At 52.6% G+C, this 13,473-nt stretch carries 14 protein-coding genes and 2 pseudogenes; 8 read left to right on the top strand and 8 right to left on the bottom strand.

The features are described from left to right. The first annotated feature begins 1 nt into the window (after nt 1). On the top strand, nt 2–1,036 hold the full coding sequence (locus ACA048_RS23710) for a sensor histidine kinase (protein ID WP_283184456.1): 1,035 nt from the start codon (nt 2–4) through the stop codon (nt 1,034–1,036). Between the two features lie 538 nt (nt 1,037–1,574). Here the strand turns inward: ACA048_RS23710 and ACA048_RS23705 are convergent. Continuing rightward, entirely contained in the window at nt 1,575–2,870 is a 1,296-nt protein-coding gene (locus ACA048_RS23705) for an NRAMP family divalent metal transporter (protein WP_497626533.1), read from the bottom strand. A gap of 345 nt (nt 2,871–3,215) precedes the next feature. On the opposite strand from ACA048_RS23705, the gene ACA048_RS23700 reads away from it, so the two are divergent. Continuing rightward, nucleotides 3,216–3,452: a hypothetical protein gene (locus ACA048_RS23700; RefSeq protein ID WP_497626532.1), complete on the top strand. Its 237-nt coding sequence runs from the start codon at nt 3,216–3,218 to the stop codon at nt 3,450–3,452. A gap of 157 nt (nt 3,453–3,609) precedes the next feature. On the opposite strand, the gene ACA048_RS23695 is transcribed toward ACA048_RS23700, so the two are convergent. From ACA048_RS23695 to ACA048_RS23680, 4 genes and pseudogenes are all read right to left on the bottom strand, one after another. Beyond that, complete coding sequence (locus ACA048_RS23695) at nt 3,610–4,008, bottom strand: hypothetical protein (protein WP_497626531.1); 399 nt, start codon at nt 4,006–4,008, stop codon at nt 3,610–3,612. Nucleotides 4,009–4,099: 91 nt separating this feature from the next. Next, nucleotides 4,100–4,615, bottom strand: a pseudogene (locus ACA048_RS23690) (MFS transporter); the annotation flags it as partial. A 474-nt stretch (nt 4,616–5,089) separates the two neighbouring features. Beyond that, nucleotides 5,090–5,359, bottom strand: coding sequence for a hypothetical protein (locus ACA048_RS23685; protein WP_497626530.1), 270 nt, complete (start codon nt 5,357–5,359; stop codon nt 5,090–5,092). A gap of 133 nt (nt 5,360–5,492) precedes the next feature. Next, complete coding sequence (locus ACA048_RS23680) at nt 5,493–6,308, bottom strand: DUF1206 domain-containing protein (RefSeq protein WP_497626529.1); 816 nt, start codon at nt 6,306–6,308, stop codon at nt 5,493–5,495. A gap of 245 nt (nt 6,309–6,553) precedes the next feature. Between ACA048_RS23680 and ACA048_RS23675 the strand changes: the two genes are divergently transcribed. From ACA048_RS23675 to ACA048_RS23665, 3 genes are all read left to right on the top strand, one after another. Next, a complete protein-coding gene (locus ACA048_RS23675; RefSeq protein ID WP_497626528.1) occupies nt 6,554–6,853 on the top strand; it encodes a hypothetical protein in 300 nt (99 codons plus the stop codon). A 137-nt stretch (nt 6,854–6,990) separates the two neighbouring features. Next, the gene (locus ACA048_RS23670) at nt 6,991–7,155 is read left to right on the top strand and encodes a general stress protein (RefSeq protein ID WP_129444056.1); all 165 of its coding nucleotides are present in this window, start codon (nt 6,991–6,993) and stop codon (nt 7,153–7,155) included. Between the two features lie 252 nt (nt 7,156–7,407). Further along, nucleotides 7,408–7,998: a cyclodeaminase/cyclohydrolase family protein gene (locus ACA048_RS23665; RefSeq protein WP_497626527.1), complete on the top strand. Its 591-nt coding sequence runs from the start codon at nt 7,408–7,410 to the stop codon at nt 7,996–7,998. 523 nt (nt 7,999–8,521) lie between these two features. Here ACA048_RS23665 and ACA048_RS23660 read toward each other — a convergent pair. The 3 genes and pseudogenes from ACA048_RS23660 to ACA048_RS23650 form a co-directional block, all read right to left on the bottom strand. Further along, nucleotides 8,522–8,792 (bottom strand): annotated as a pseudogene (locus ACA048_RS23660) (DUF1264 domain-containing protein); the annotation flags it as partial. A gap of 669 nt (nt 8,793–9,461) precedes the next feature. Next, nucleotides 9,462–10,325, bottom strand: a complete 864-nt coding sequence (locus ACA048_RS23655) for an alpha/beta fold hydrolase (protein WP_497626526.1) — start codon at nt 10,323–10,325, stop codon at nt 9,462–9,464. A 177-nt stretch (nt 10,326–10,502) separates the two neighbouring features. Continuing rightward, a complete protein-coding gene (locus tag ACA048_RS23650; RefSeq protein ID WP_497626525.1) occupies nt 10,503–11,036 on the bottom strand; it encodes an SH3 domain-containing protein in 534 nt (177 codons plus the stop codon). 422 nt (nt 11,037–11,458) lie between these two features. Between ACA048_RS23650 and ACA048_RS23645 the strand changes: the two genes are divergently transcribed. The 3 genes from ACA048_RS23645 to ACA048_RS23635 all read left to right on the top strand — a co-directional run bounded on the left by ACA048_RS23645 (nt 11,459) and on the right by ACA048_RS23635 (nt 13,285). Continuing rightward, nucleotides 11,459–11,935, top strand: coding sequence for a CHASE4 domain-containing protein (locus ACA048_RS23645; protein WP_497626524.1), 477 nt, complete (start codon nt 11,459–11,461; stop codon nt 11,933–11,935). Continuing rightward, a complete protein-coding gene (locus ACA048_RS23640) occupies nt 11,932–12,153 on the top strand; it encodes a DUF7693 family protein (protein ID WP_497629924.1) in 222 nt (73 codons plus the stop codon). The genes ACA048_RS23645 and ACA048_RS23640 overlap by 4 nt, the downstream gene beginning before the upstream one ends. A gap of 862 nt (nt 12,154–13,015) precedes the next feature. After that, nucleotides 13,016–13,285, top strand: coding sequence for a hypothetical protein (locus tag ACA048_RS23635; RefSeq protein ID WP_497626523.1), 270 nt, complete (start codon nt 13,016–13,018; stop codon nt 13,283–13,285). The last annotated feature ends 188 nt before the right edge of the window (nt 13,286–13,473 follow it).

Raw genomic sequence — 13,473 nt, 5'->3', positions numbered from 1 at the left:
CATGAGTAATGTCGATGGCACGAATGAGCGTGAGATCGCTAATGCCGCTCACGAACTCTTCCTGCTTGGCCAGAAAACCGTTGAAGCACGCGCCGTGCTGGCAGCTCTTCAAAAAGAGTTGAGCGACACCAGCAGCCGGCTGGTCGATAGCCAGCAGGTCGAGCAACTGATCGAGGCCAATCAGCAGTTGGTGCTGGCGATTTTGCTGGCGCAGTCGGATGCAGAAAAACCAAAACGCACACAGGAAGAACAACGGCTGTTCCTGGAGATGCGTGAAGCCAACGCGCAATTGGTGATCGCGGCCCTCAGCGCGCAAGACCTTCAGGCTGTAGCCGAGCGCGCACTGAGTCAGCAAAAAAGCATACTGGCGACAGTGGCCCATGAACTTCGCAACCCGCTGACGCCCATCAGCATGATCGCCGGGCGTCTGGTGCGCGTGCCCAGTGAGGAGCTGCCGCGCATGCAGGCGCTGATCGAAGGCCAGGTGCAGCACATGTCGCGGCTGGTCGATGATCTGCTGGATGTCTCCCGTGCCAGCACTGGCAAGTTGCGAATTGATCGCCGCGATGTCGACATAATTCAAGTTCTGCGTGAAGCCATTGATGCGTGCCGCCCTTTGATGAGCGCACAAGAGCAGCATTTCAACGTCCATCTTCCCAATGGCATCTTGATGGTCAATGGTGACCCGGGGCGCCTCGCGCAGATTCTCCACAATCTTCTGGCGAATGCGGCCAAATACACCCCGACCCACGGTAGGATCAAACTGTCTGTAACGGTAGCGTCCGACGTTTTGAAGATAACCATTTCCGACAATGGCATTGGTATTTCCGCTAAAGCACTGCCGTTTATTTTCGACCCCTATGTTCAGGACGTGCACGCTGTCGGCTTCAATGGGTCAGGCTTGGGCATCGGACTGACAGTAGTCCGCGAACTGGTCGAGGCGCACGGCGGCGAGGTTGCCGGCACGAGCGAGGGTGATGGCAAGGGGAGCGAGTTCGTGGTCACGTTACCGATGGTAATCCATTCAAACGGATAAAAAGGCGTGGACAGTGATTGATCTAAGTCCAGGGGCATAGGTCAGCTCTCACCAGACAAAATGACTGCTGTCCATCACTTGGGCTGATCCATTAAAAACCGCAATCAAGATTCTTGGTGGGCACTGCGACTCGTAACTTCGAGTCAGACCCGCTGAGCACAGGATCCGACATGAACGCAGCGGACGACTTTAGATTTAAATCTCATGAGCTGCTTTTAGATCTGGATGCAGCTATTAACCAAATGATGATGTTGGTCGCAACTCGCGAGCTTTCCGGTGAAAGGTGGTATGCGGCTGTAACCCAACATTCGGACGCGTATGCAGCTTGGAATTCTCATCTGAATGAGTCATCGCTACTGAACTCTCATATCCTTTAAATCGGAGAAATCACATCTGGGTCACTGAGCGGAATTAGAGCGGTCGTGCGACCAACCGGGCCAAGCCTTGAATGCTATGGATGACGGCCCAAGTCACGATTCTCCTGGGGAACCACCCACTGGCCATGACTGATGCGACTGACTAAATCTAAGAAAAGGTTCTACGCTGAAAACATGCCCCAGAGCATACCGATCACGACAAAAGCCATTGCTATAGTACAGCTCCAGCCCAATACCCTCAGCCCAGGGTAAATGACGAAAGAGCCCATTATCTCTTTGTGCGATGCCATCAACATCATGATGAACATGACAGGCACCGCAATCACACCATTGACGACTGCACTCCAAAACAATGCTTTGATGGGGTCGATCGGAGCAAAGCAGATCAATACACCTAATAATGTTGCCGCAGTGATAATGCTATAAAACGCTTTGTTTGTTTCCGGCTTGGCCGCCAAGCTATTCTTCCATCTAAATGTACCGGCTACTGCGTAAGCAGCAGAGCCTGCCAGCACGGGAACCGCTAACATGCCCGTGCCAATGATGCCTGCGCTGAATAACCAAAATGCAAACTCCCCAGCAATCGGTCGTAACGCACTCGCTGCCTGTGCGGACGATTGAATATCTGTGGTGCCATGCATATTTAGCGTGACAGCTGTGGTCAACATAATAAAAAACGCAATGAGGTTAGAAATGCCCATACCCACTATTGTGTCAATTTTGATGCGAGTAAAGTTGGCTCGCGCCTGGTCTGGCGCATCAATCAGCGTCTGAGCCTTAGGGTCAGCCTCCATGTCTTCAACTTCCTGTGATGCTTGCCAGAAAAAGAGATAGGGGCTGATGGTTGTGCCAAAAATGGCAACCACCATGGTTATATACTCCGGCTTCCAGGACATGTGAGGCCACACAGTCTGGCGAACGACCTGCCCCCATGGAATCTGCACGGCAAACATAATGCCCACATAAGCCAGCAACACGAGTGTCAGCCACTTGAGTACCCGCACATAGCGCTTATACGGAATGAACACCTGCAGAAGCAGAGAAACCAGACCAAAGCCGACTGCGTAGAATTGAGACGATCCGCCTATCAACAGCTTCAACGCCGCCCCCATCGCTGCGATGTCCGCTGCAATATTGATGGTATTGGCAAACATCAATAGGGCGACGATGCCATATACAAAAGGCCAAGGGTAATTGCTGCGGATATTGGTAGCGAGCCCATGCCCGCTGACTCGGCCTATTTTTGCGCTGATGATCTGAATGCCGACCATCAGGGGGAAGGTGAAAAACAACGTCCAGAGCGTATTAAAGCCAAATTGCGCGCCTGCTTGCGAGTAGGTCGCTATACCGCTTGGATCATCATCCGCCGCGCCTGTGATAAGGCCGGGCCCTAGTTTTTTTATCCACGAACGATGGGGAACAGCCGGAGGCTTGCCTATGAGCTCTTTCTTATTCATTTTTTTGATTTCTCGGGGGCATCGGATGCCACACCAAGTTTTGACTGAGGCTCTTCAACGGGAGTTCCGTGGCAGAATTCAGGAAGGTGTATTGCCCAAGGGGAATGGCTGCTCTGGGCGAAGGCTGCCGATCACCAGCTCCGAATAGATCATTGGAAGTCCTTCGGATCTGACCTTGAGGCAAGAACGATTCGTAGAAGTTTTGCGGGCTCGCGCGCGTACAATTCGATTGTTCGCCTTGGTGGCAGGGTGCCGCAATGGCTTTTTGTCGCTACATCATGGGATGACCTTGAACCAGTAGGTCAGGATAATCAGCTGCATTTGTCCCAATATAAGGATCCCACCATGCGCAAATACATCGTGGAATACCTGTTCAACGGCGAACCCCGCACACACATATTTGAACTCAAGCAGCCTCAGCTGCCCATCCATGAGGCGGCGATGCACCTGCTACAGCTGCATTTTGGGGATGGGGAGAACAGCCTGATCATGCCCACTGCGGACGCGACGCCGGAGGAGATTTTAGAGCAGGCTGAGCTGGTGGGGCTGACGCAGATTAAGGTCGTCGATCAATCCAGTTGATGCCAGGTGCAGCGACCAGCAAAGCGCACCTCGGCATATAGGACTGCTGTTGGCCGATTGCTGTCCGTCACGATGGGCTGAAGACGACCCATAGGAGACCTTCAAACCATGGAAAACAGATCCGTGTGTGCCTGGTGATTGCCCCCATAACTAAGTGTCAGACTTTTTTTGCTAGCCCGATGGCTGTAGTCATATGAGGTACCGCGTAGGCCTTGTACCAATGATTCATTCCCGCAATAGCTTTCTGAGCAGGTGCCGTGTCGGCTGCCCCGATCAGTTCCGCGCAAGCTTGCGCCATCGAGACAAGAATACGGGCGGCTTCGGGAACATAGGGAAGGTCATTCCCCGCTTCATGACGCTCACGAATGATCTGGTAGCGGATGTTCTCCGGGAGTGTCCAGGCACTGATTAAAAACTCCTGAACGGAGTAATCAACGCCGTTGATTTCCACGGTCGCGGAGCGATGTTCCTCATTGAATCCTGCCGTTTCGATCTGCTCGCAGCTATCGATAACAGTTTTCATCATTTCCCGAATTTGTTGCCAATCAGTTTTCATTTGAACTCCTTTTCAATGGTGTTCTTCAGGTTACGTCGAGTGGGTCTCTGTGGACAGCATTGAAAGGCAGCTACTGGACAATAGTGCCCCGTTATTCGATTCGCGGATGCTGCTGCACGAGATGCTCACGTTTAGCTTCCAGCTCGGCGATTTCTGCGTCGATGTCCTCGATCTTCTGCTCGATGTTGTCGTGATGCTCCTGCAGCAGTTCGTGCGCTTCCTCAATGTCGGAAGCCGCCGGAGCTGCACCACGCAACGGTTTACTCGCCGTTTCTTTCATCGTCACACCGGTAATCAAACCCACCACGGCAATCACCATCAGGTAGTAGGCCGGCATGTACAGATTTTGCGTGCTTTCCACCAGCCAGGCCACGGCGGCAGGGGTCAGACCCGCGATCAATACCGAGACGTTGAAGGCGCTGGCCAGGGCGCTGTAGCGGATGTGAGTGGGAAACATCGCCGGAAGGGTGGAAGCCATCACGCCGATGAAAAAGTTGAGCAGCACCGCCAGCACCAGCAAACCGGAAAAGATCAGGCCGATCTTGCCACTGTTGATCAGCATGAAGGCCGGGATGGCGAGGAAGAACAGGCCGACGCTACCGCAGATATCTCAGCGAGGGAATGAAGATGATTTCGAGATTCGTTGTTGTCCCTGCAGTCCCGACGGAAACTGGCTCTTCACGTAATGGAATGCGCGTTTACTGCAAAACAGAGCCTATAGGTTTTAACATTTATGACAACGAGAAAAAGCTGCGTTCGCAGGCTACCTTTCTAACCCGTGAAGAGGCTGAGGCTGAATGCCAGTGGCTTAACTTGAGACCGCTACAAAGCGTTCCCTCACATCGGGACACCTTCTAGATTCACGGTATTGTTCCTCGTTTGCAGGTAGAGCCGTCTTTGCTGATGAGGAGCCTAAGAACTCAGGTACCTCTGCGGATCCGCGCTTCTGTCCACAACATCTGCTCATGGTGACTTCAGTCACTGTTACGCTGATATTGGTAGCTAAGTTATGTTGGATCTATTCGCTTGGACAAGTGTGTCGACCAAGTGGAAACCAGGATCAATCAACGTCAGATGACTTTTAATGACGTGCCGATCCGTTCTGCCGCGCCTCTGTTTCTGCGCCTAACACTTGAAGCCGGTCATGCTCGTGTTTTTCGTGGAGGGTGAGATACTCGTTCACGTCTTCCTCTGTGCGATGCTCCTGCCCCAAAAGCGACTCACTCAAGAAATTGAACCGCATTGACTCCTCGATAGTCAGGCCAGCAAATATTTCGTTGCCCTGAAGGTCAGTGCTGAGGGCGCGTAGTTTCCGGAGGTATGCGCGCTGCATGTCCGTGAGTACAAGCATTTGGATCTCCTGATAATTGCCACTGCGAAGCTGTGCCGCAATGCGCAAAATTCACTACCCAAAATTGTTGGAGCTGCTTGTATGGGGTCAGCATCGCGCGAAAGTTCCAACTGCTTTCATAGGAGAAGAGGCGCTATGCTTCCGACACTCCCGGCACGTCCATGTTTATCTTGCGCCAAGCGGCTTCGGCAAAGCTGTAAACCGAAAAGGCGATCAGCCCCAAGGCCATCACCATCAAAACCACAGCTCCGGCCGGTAGGTTCTGGAGAGCATTGAGGGCGTCCTTCATGCCCGGTGGATCCATGGTTTGATAACTCGAACCACTGATTGTCAGTAGCATGGCGATCTCAATAAAGGCGACTCCACGAGCTATAAGACCGAACCGAGACACCGGACGTACATATCGCATAACGTCTTCGTCAGCCTCAAAATATTTCTCGAACGACGCCTTCCAGCCCTTGATGATGTGCGCAATGCCTACGCCTAGTGGTACAAGTGCGACGAGGTAAACCAATAAATTTGAGTGTTCCCAAGACAAGATATGCGCCAGTAAATCCTTGGTTTGTTCCCCACCTGAGCTGCCCGAGCTCTTGAGTCCGCTGATGAGAAGACCCAACGCAAAAAACGCCAGCGCGCCGTTGACTACACCTCCCGCCAACAAACCTGCACGAATCACCAAGCCTTTGAACTTTTTACCGTGATGATCAACGTCGTGCGTTGCCTGCAACACTCGCCAACCGGCGAAGGCGAGCAGACCAGCCACCACTAGCCCGACTAAAACATAACCGAATGGCTGGTTTAACAATGCTTCCAAGCTCCTGTGACTGTCCTTCGGTTTTGTCGAGTCTTGAGCCGCCAGCAACGCAAAAATGCCAATGATCAGATAAATAACGCCCCGAGCGGCATAACCACCCCTTGCGAGTACAACAAGGCTCTGTCGCGTGGACATAGGATCTAATTCCAGAGAAGCAGTACAGGAGCAGACCTGTCGAATCGGGAGGGGTTCGATTAAAGGTCGGGTTTGATCGGTTCTGGATTCCGCTGCCGCATCAAAGGCTGAATGTGCATTTGACTCTGTGTTCTTCAGTTCCGGTGGTTACTGAAGCGGATAACCACACCGTTTGTCCCTTACGCTGCACTTGGAAGCACTGGGTTACTCCAAAGAAGACCCACTACTCCGCATTGGAGACCCCTATGAAACCGCATTCAACCAGCACTCAAAATTTGCCAGAAAATGACTCGAGCCATCAGAACGATGATGGCTGCATTTTGGGCACTGCCGGTCGCGACGAAGATCCAAATGCGATGACAGACTGGGATCACGAAAACGACTCTGCGGGTAACGTGCTGACTCCGGAAGATGCGCGTGGCTTGCCCGGATACCCGAGTGAATCTGAAACTGATCAGGCACCCTCGATACCGTCGACGCGACCGAACGGTGAAACGGAAACGGATATTGAAACACCGGAACAGAACAATGACCGCGTTGATTGAGCGGCAGTAGTCGCATTTGAAGAGGCATTTTTCACCGAGGCAACGGGTAATTCCCGTTGGTCGTTTCAACGGGACGAAGGCTCATGGTGCCGCCTCAAATGAAGGTAACGATTCTTTTTGCTTGAAGGAGATCAGCCATGACCAAACGACAAGAACCGCATCACGGCTTTTCCGATGACCCTCAAAAAGTCAAAGAGGCGGGGCGCAAAAGCGAGCCTAATGCCAATGTCGCAACTGACAAGGCCGAGAAAGCTCGAATCGGCGGGCAACATAGCCATGGCGGGACGCGCGGAGAACGGTGATGAACAGCTGACCTGCTGACATGCCTACGTCAGCAGGTCGGTATCCTCTTAAAGCAGTGGCGAGACAACGAACCAGAGCAGGATCACCGAGATCAGTTGAATGAGCATGACGTCGGTAAGGGGCTGGCGGACGACGAGCGCGTCAGCAGGGAAGAGGAATCGGCGGGTGACGGAGCTAGGGTTACGCCGGGCCGAGCAGATGAAGAGCGACTACCCAATCAGTAATACACTGCCTTGAAGGATATGCTGCGGATGAGCATTTGGTCATCAAGCCTCGAGTCTTTTCGAGACAAAATTGCGGCCGATACTTCGGTACCAAGCTGTGGTGCCACGTCATGCGTCTGTGCCAGCTTCGGGCTTGCGCTTCTACTTATGGCGCTACGAAAATCTGCTGCCCGCAACTTGGAAGACGAGCGGAAAATGACCATCTATGAGGTGGAGCAACTGATGGCCGTCATGAAGGCCCACGCTGATAACGATGTTCGGGCGTTCAGTGCTTTTATCGAAGAGCCATTGGCTGACTCTCAAGGTCACAGTCAGCAGCGAACACTGGAAATTACCTTAGGTGCACTTGCCGCTGCGAGATGCAGCCTTCAGGGTATCGAACTTGCGGAGAGGGGCTTACCAAGTGTGAAGCCATTTTTGCAATGCGATGTGGTCGCCGCCGTCTTAATCATTCACGCAAGCCTCTCGGCGCTACTGCTGAATGTCGATTCGGACGTTGAACAGCTCGTACCGTCGGCTAGGAGAATTGATCTGGTACATAGCCGCTCCGACCTTCAGCGAAAAGCCGATGAAGCGCTAGCTCGCGTCTGGCGTCAGGACAAACCGCTCCTGGCGTGAGCACGCAGCCAAAACACATGATCAAATCGATACAGAGCCTCGACGGCTGGCGAGATCGTCGAGAGCAGGGGTGGGGTCAACGAACTGCTAGGGTTGGCTTAGAAGCCATGGTAGGGCTAAAAAAAAATAGTTTGCGAGCCCCCTTGAAATCAAAAAAACGCGACGGAGTTATTATATTTGATACCAAACAAAAAGCAGGGATCTTCATCACACCGCTTTTTTCAGATAGCCAAAGGCTTTAGGGCAATCGACTCGATTGCTTCGTCGTTGCTTCTGCCTCTGTCCTTGCCTTTAGGAAATGTAGAAGGAAATAAATGGCAGGGAAGCGTCGTTGGAATGGGGCATTGCCCGCAGGGCAAGGAGAGATCGTTTTTTTGCGACGCAAGTCGCGGCTAGTTTTTGATTTTAGAGCAACCAGAAGTCCTTAAAAAATCAGTTGAATAAATTAGCTGCTGAGTGACGGGGCATCTGAATGCGGCTTGGGCTAAAAAAGCAGCAAGACTGAAGTTGTTGCTGATGACATTCAGTGCGGATGCGGACTGCCAGTCGGATCTACGACTTGAATGACCTCTCCCTTGCGCCAGGCGTCAGCGCCTGGATCGATAGCGGGTGCAGGGATGTGCCCGCGCCTTCTTTTTCTCAGTGCTATCGACTCCAAATCTTCTGTCCCGATCTGTAACCAGTTTCTGATCGATCTGGCCATCAGCGGTGAATCCCATCATGAGTTGTGGAACACCCGGCGGTAGATCTTTGTTGAGGTCGGTGTACCACGTATGCCATGTCTTGCCATAACTGCTGCCTACAGCGTCGCGAGTTCATTGCTTGAGTTCAAAATGGTGTGGCAATGGTCGGACTGAAGTCGCCTCCACTGTTTGGCCCCATCCCTTTCTCAACCGGGTGGGGAGTCTAGAACTCGCGGGTTCTTTAGCGTATTTTGTTCGACCAAATGCTAGTAGAAACTGACGCGCAGGAAAAGAGCGTAGCACTCCAGAAAAACGCAGTAATTATGTGTCTGTCCGATATTTATAGATGTTTTGCAGCTAGATAAGGTCAATAAACTGGTGACAACAAAAAGACGTTAAGTGGTCGCCATGAAAAATCTTGCCAAAAGTGCCTTGAGTCACCTTATGTTGCCGCCGACGTATTTTTCACCGACATGCCGGAATTTCATTGACCCAGTTTCGAACACCGAACTCGTTGTTGAATTTCGCTTTCAGACTGCTGGGTTGGATCAGAATAGCGTCGGCACCAGGGTCAAAAATGCATTGGCGGTAACACCTCCGGCGCATGACACGCGCCAAGACGCTACATATGCGCACTCTGGGCATGATAGTTTCCAGTACACCGCGCCTTCTCGACGACGTCTCCTGATCCGAATTGCTAAACCCAAGTTGTTCTCAACGAGCCCAAGAGGACTTCCATCCACTTTGCCTCGTGCGGGGAGTCGTAATTAGGAGCCTCCACTATTCGTCTTCGCGCAGGAATGCGAGGATTTCGCTCGCGAGCTCCTTGGGCACCTCTTCAGCCATGTGGTGCCCGCAGTCGAGACTACGACCACGCTGCATTGTCGTCCATGGTTTCCAAACAGCCAGGACATCGCCGTATAGAAGTTCAAGGTCATCACGTAGCGACCATAGAATCATGGTCGGGCATGCGATCCGACGGCCCTCGCGGCGGTCGGCCTCATCGTGATCACGGTCGATCCCTAAGCCTGCACGGTAATCCTCGACCATGCCATGAACGGTCGCCGGATCGTGGATGGCCGCTTGGTAGTCCTTGTAGGCTTCAGAACCCATTGCCTCGGGGGAGCCGCCATACCATCCATCAGGGTCGGCCAGGATTGCTTGCTCCGGTTTCTCGGGTTGACCAAAGAAAAACCAGTGCCACCACTTTGCGGCGAACCGCGCGTCACAGCGTTCAAGAGCCTCAAGGATTGGCACACCATCTAATACGCCGAGATGTGTAACGGATTCAGGGTGATCCATTGCCGTGCGAAAGGCGGTGTAACTACCCCGGTCATGGCCAATCACAGCGAACCGCTCGTGACCAAGATGGCGCATCAGGGCGACACAGTCTCGGGCCTTGGCGCGTTTCGAAGATCCCGCATGGTCGGATGTATCCTCTGGTTTTGATGAGCGACCAAAACCTCTCAGATCTGGGCAGACGACCGTATGATGTTGCGCCAGGAGCGGGGCGACACGATGCCAAGTCACATGAGTTCGAGGATGCCCGTGGAGCAACAAAACGGGTGAGCCACTGCCACCGTGCCTTACCCTTAGCGTTGCCTCAGGAAGAGTTACGGTATCGAGAGAGAAGTTGTCGAACATCGCGCTGTCCTGGGCGTTTGCCACTGTTCGTAGGTTCGCAACGACCACGTCGCCGGATCATTGCCTTCATTTGCATCGTTGTGATCAATCGTTAGTAACGAGACCTGGCTCTTATTTTCAGTAGAATCTGGGGCAGCTTGGAGTGACCTTAACTCCGTACTCAAAACACGGTTTCACTTAAACGCCGTAACGTTTATTTCCACCAGAAGTGATGCAATAACGACCGCCTCTTGGGCCGATGCAGACACTGCCTGAAGAACAAGCACATGAGGTTCCATAGTCGGGGATTTGCTTGCGAGTTGGCTGCGCCGCAGGTTGCACTGATGATTTTCGCTCAGAGGCGACGTAACAGTTCGATCCACTGCAAAGGCTTTTGGATGAAAGCCATTTTGCCGGTTGACCGTCGATGCTGATCCGCACCCAATCATTTTTCTTTTCGAAGACTTGAACCTTGTCTCCGCGCTTCAGAGTAGAAATAACCTTCCCGCCCGGCTGATCTCGCATATTTAGCTTATCCGCGCTAACGAACTGATCGAGCGGTGGCGTTGCGGCTGGTGCCATTGTCGGTGCGGGGACGGAAACTAATGCGTTCGGTGTGGCCTGGGTGACTGGCTGTACCTGTTTAGGAGGTGTGTCTTTTTCGACCATGAACCATAGGACTGCAACAAGAATCAGAAGAGGGACAAACCATGACTGAGATTTTCTGCGCATATCCTTTGCCCCTGTCCAGCACGCGTTACGCAAGCTGCCGTAGCGACAAGCGTAGTCGACCCTAACGCAATGAGTTCCATGAGACGCTCCGGCCATGATGATTCGGGGCCTGATCTACATGAATATATTCGTTTAAGAATATGGCGGAAGCACTGAGGTCATTCGGGTCGAATTAGTCGTAGATCAAGATGCTAGCGCTCCAGCCACCACTGCCCATCAAATCGTCGGCTTGAATTTGCCAATGGGGTCAAGATTTTGAGATTCAGGCCGATGTAGTCAACAAGTGCGATCCGGACTGATGCCTCCAACTGCTCGGTCTAACGAATACCGCACTTAGAGTGAATAAAAATCTAAACCCACATTGCCGAGTGGTGTCGTTTTCTTTTGTTGCTTGACGTATTCGCCGCACCGCCTGGAGCACTATGAAAATTAATGCCGATCCCCTCGTGAAGGTGCAAGCCTCCAATCTTTCCCTGGCCCGCATTTCGCTGATCGGGTTCTCTGGCATGTTGCTGTTGATTTTCATGCTGGCCAGCGTGTTGATCATTTCTATCGCCTTCAAGCAGAACCGTGACGCCGAAACGCGCAGCCATTTTTATACAGATAAGGCCGTGCAATCGCTGGAGAAGTCGGTGCTGTTGACGATAAAGGACTACGCGTTCTGGGGCGAGGCCTATGTGCATCTGCACAAGACGGTGGATATCGATTGGGCGTTTGTAAGGCAGAATATCGGCCCTACGCTGTTTGATGACTTCGGATTTCAAGGGGTGTTTGTTATTGACCCTATGGGCTCAGACAAGAAGAACTCATCGCTCTGGGTCTCAGAGGATGAGTTAGTCAGGAACCGTGTGGCTGCCGCCATCAGGAAGGACGTCGCTTGTTTGGATAAAGTGTTCTGAGGACGGCGAACCCTGAGCTACGGGCTAGATTACAAGGGCTTGGTGCCCCCCTAAACCTCATCAAATCAACCCATAGTGTCGGCTCATGCGAGGAGTACAGGTCGCCTGACGGTCGTGTCGGGACTCTTGAAACCTGTCAGTGCTATGACACTGATCCAGTCGAGCTCTTGAGTAGTTGGGAGAGTGAGCAGTTGGAGCGGCTGCTGAACAACCTGTGACCCTTTTGCGCCCTCTTAGGTCGAAGGCACCACAAGCCCCTGAAATTTCTCGATCGCTACCATTGTATCGTCAAGCGCCTGTGTACCACCTCAGGCGTTCACGATCTCACACCTCCGAGCGCGTATGCGTTTGAAATCAGCGCAGCTGCATCGAGTTCAGATAGCGCGCCAACATCTCTAAATTTCGACAACTGATGGAGGATGGCAGCCAGAGCCTCGCTCTCATTCTCTGCGAAGCGTCTGCATAGCATTGTTACCAAGTTGGTGGCCTGTTCGCTTTCTACAGACGCGCGTGGGTCAAAGCATTCCGCAATACTACAGGCTAGCAATCCATACCCAGGGTATTCATCGCAGAGCTTCACTAAGCTGTCGAACTGACCAGCATGAGCTGCACCGACATGCCCCTCTCCCATTTTAGTATCCGACGTCGCCATATCTATCCGTGTATCTGTTCTGTTGATCGTAAAACATTGAGGTATTGGTTCGTAGAATACCGTCTGTACTAGGTCGATGCAGCAATCGGCAGCGTCGGAGCGCGACTTTCGATTTGGCGGTTCGCTGCACTTCTTTTCCACACTCGAATGTCAACCAGGAGTCGGTAAGTCGTCTCGCAGTACATCCCTGCGCTCAGAAAAGCCCCCGTATTTGTAGGCCTACCATTGTGCGCGGAGGCCAGGCAAAGGTTGACGCAAACGATCCGTTCACCGTAGCAAGTCTCGTTCGGATAGGTACCTCTTCTCCAATGAAATTTGGGTGGAACTTTTGAGCGCCGCTGACCCCATACAAGCAGTCCTCAAAAAGTAGAGTGATCAACTCTGCACATTGCGGCACACCTTCGCAGGGCAGTTAACAGGAGATTTAGATGCTTGTACTCACGGACACGCAGCGCGAGTACCTCAGGAAAATACGAGCCCTGAGTAAAGACCTTCAGGGCAACGAAGTATTTGCTGGCCTGACGCTCGAGGAATCAATGCAATTCAATTTTTTGAGTGAGTCGCTCTTGGGGCAGGAGCATCGCACGCAGGAAGACGTCGACGAGTATCTCTCCCTCGTCCAAAAGCACGAACATAACCGGCTTCAAATGCTAGGTGCAGAGATAGAGGCGCAGCAGAACAGATCGGCACGTCATTAAAAATCATCTGACTTCGCTTCATCTGGGCGTCGACCTGGGCGGCACACGTGTCCAACAGTTTGATGGCTAAATTTTTGAGGCCATGCATTCAGCTGAAGGTCGGTCTCGTTCGAGTCGATCCGCTCACAGGGAATGAGCTCGGTTGTTGCAGTGCTGACGGCCGTGGTTTTTTGTAACACCCGGCTTAG

Source organism: Pseudomonas sp. LBUM1659 (genome assembly GCF_059716045.1).
Note: the sequence above shows the minus strand (reverse complement) of the source record. Positions and strands in the feature narration are given on the sequence as shown.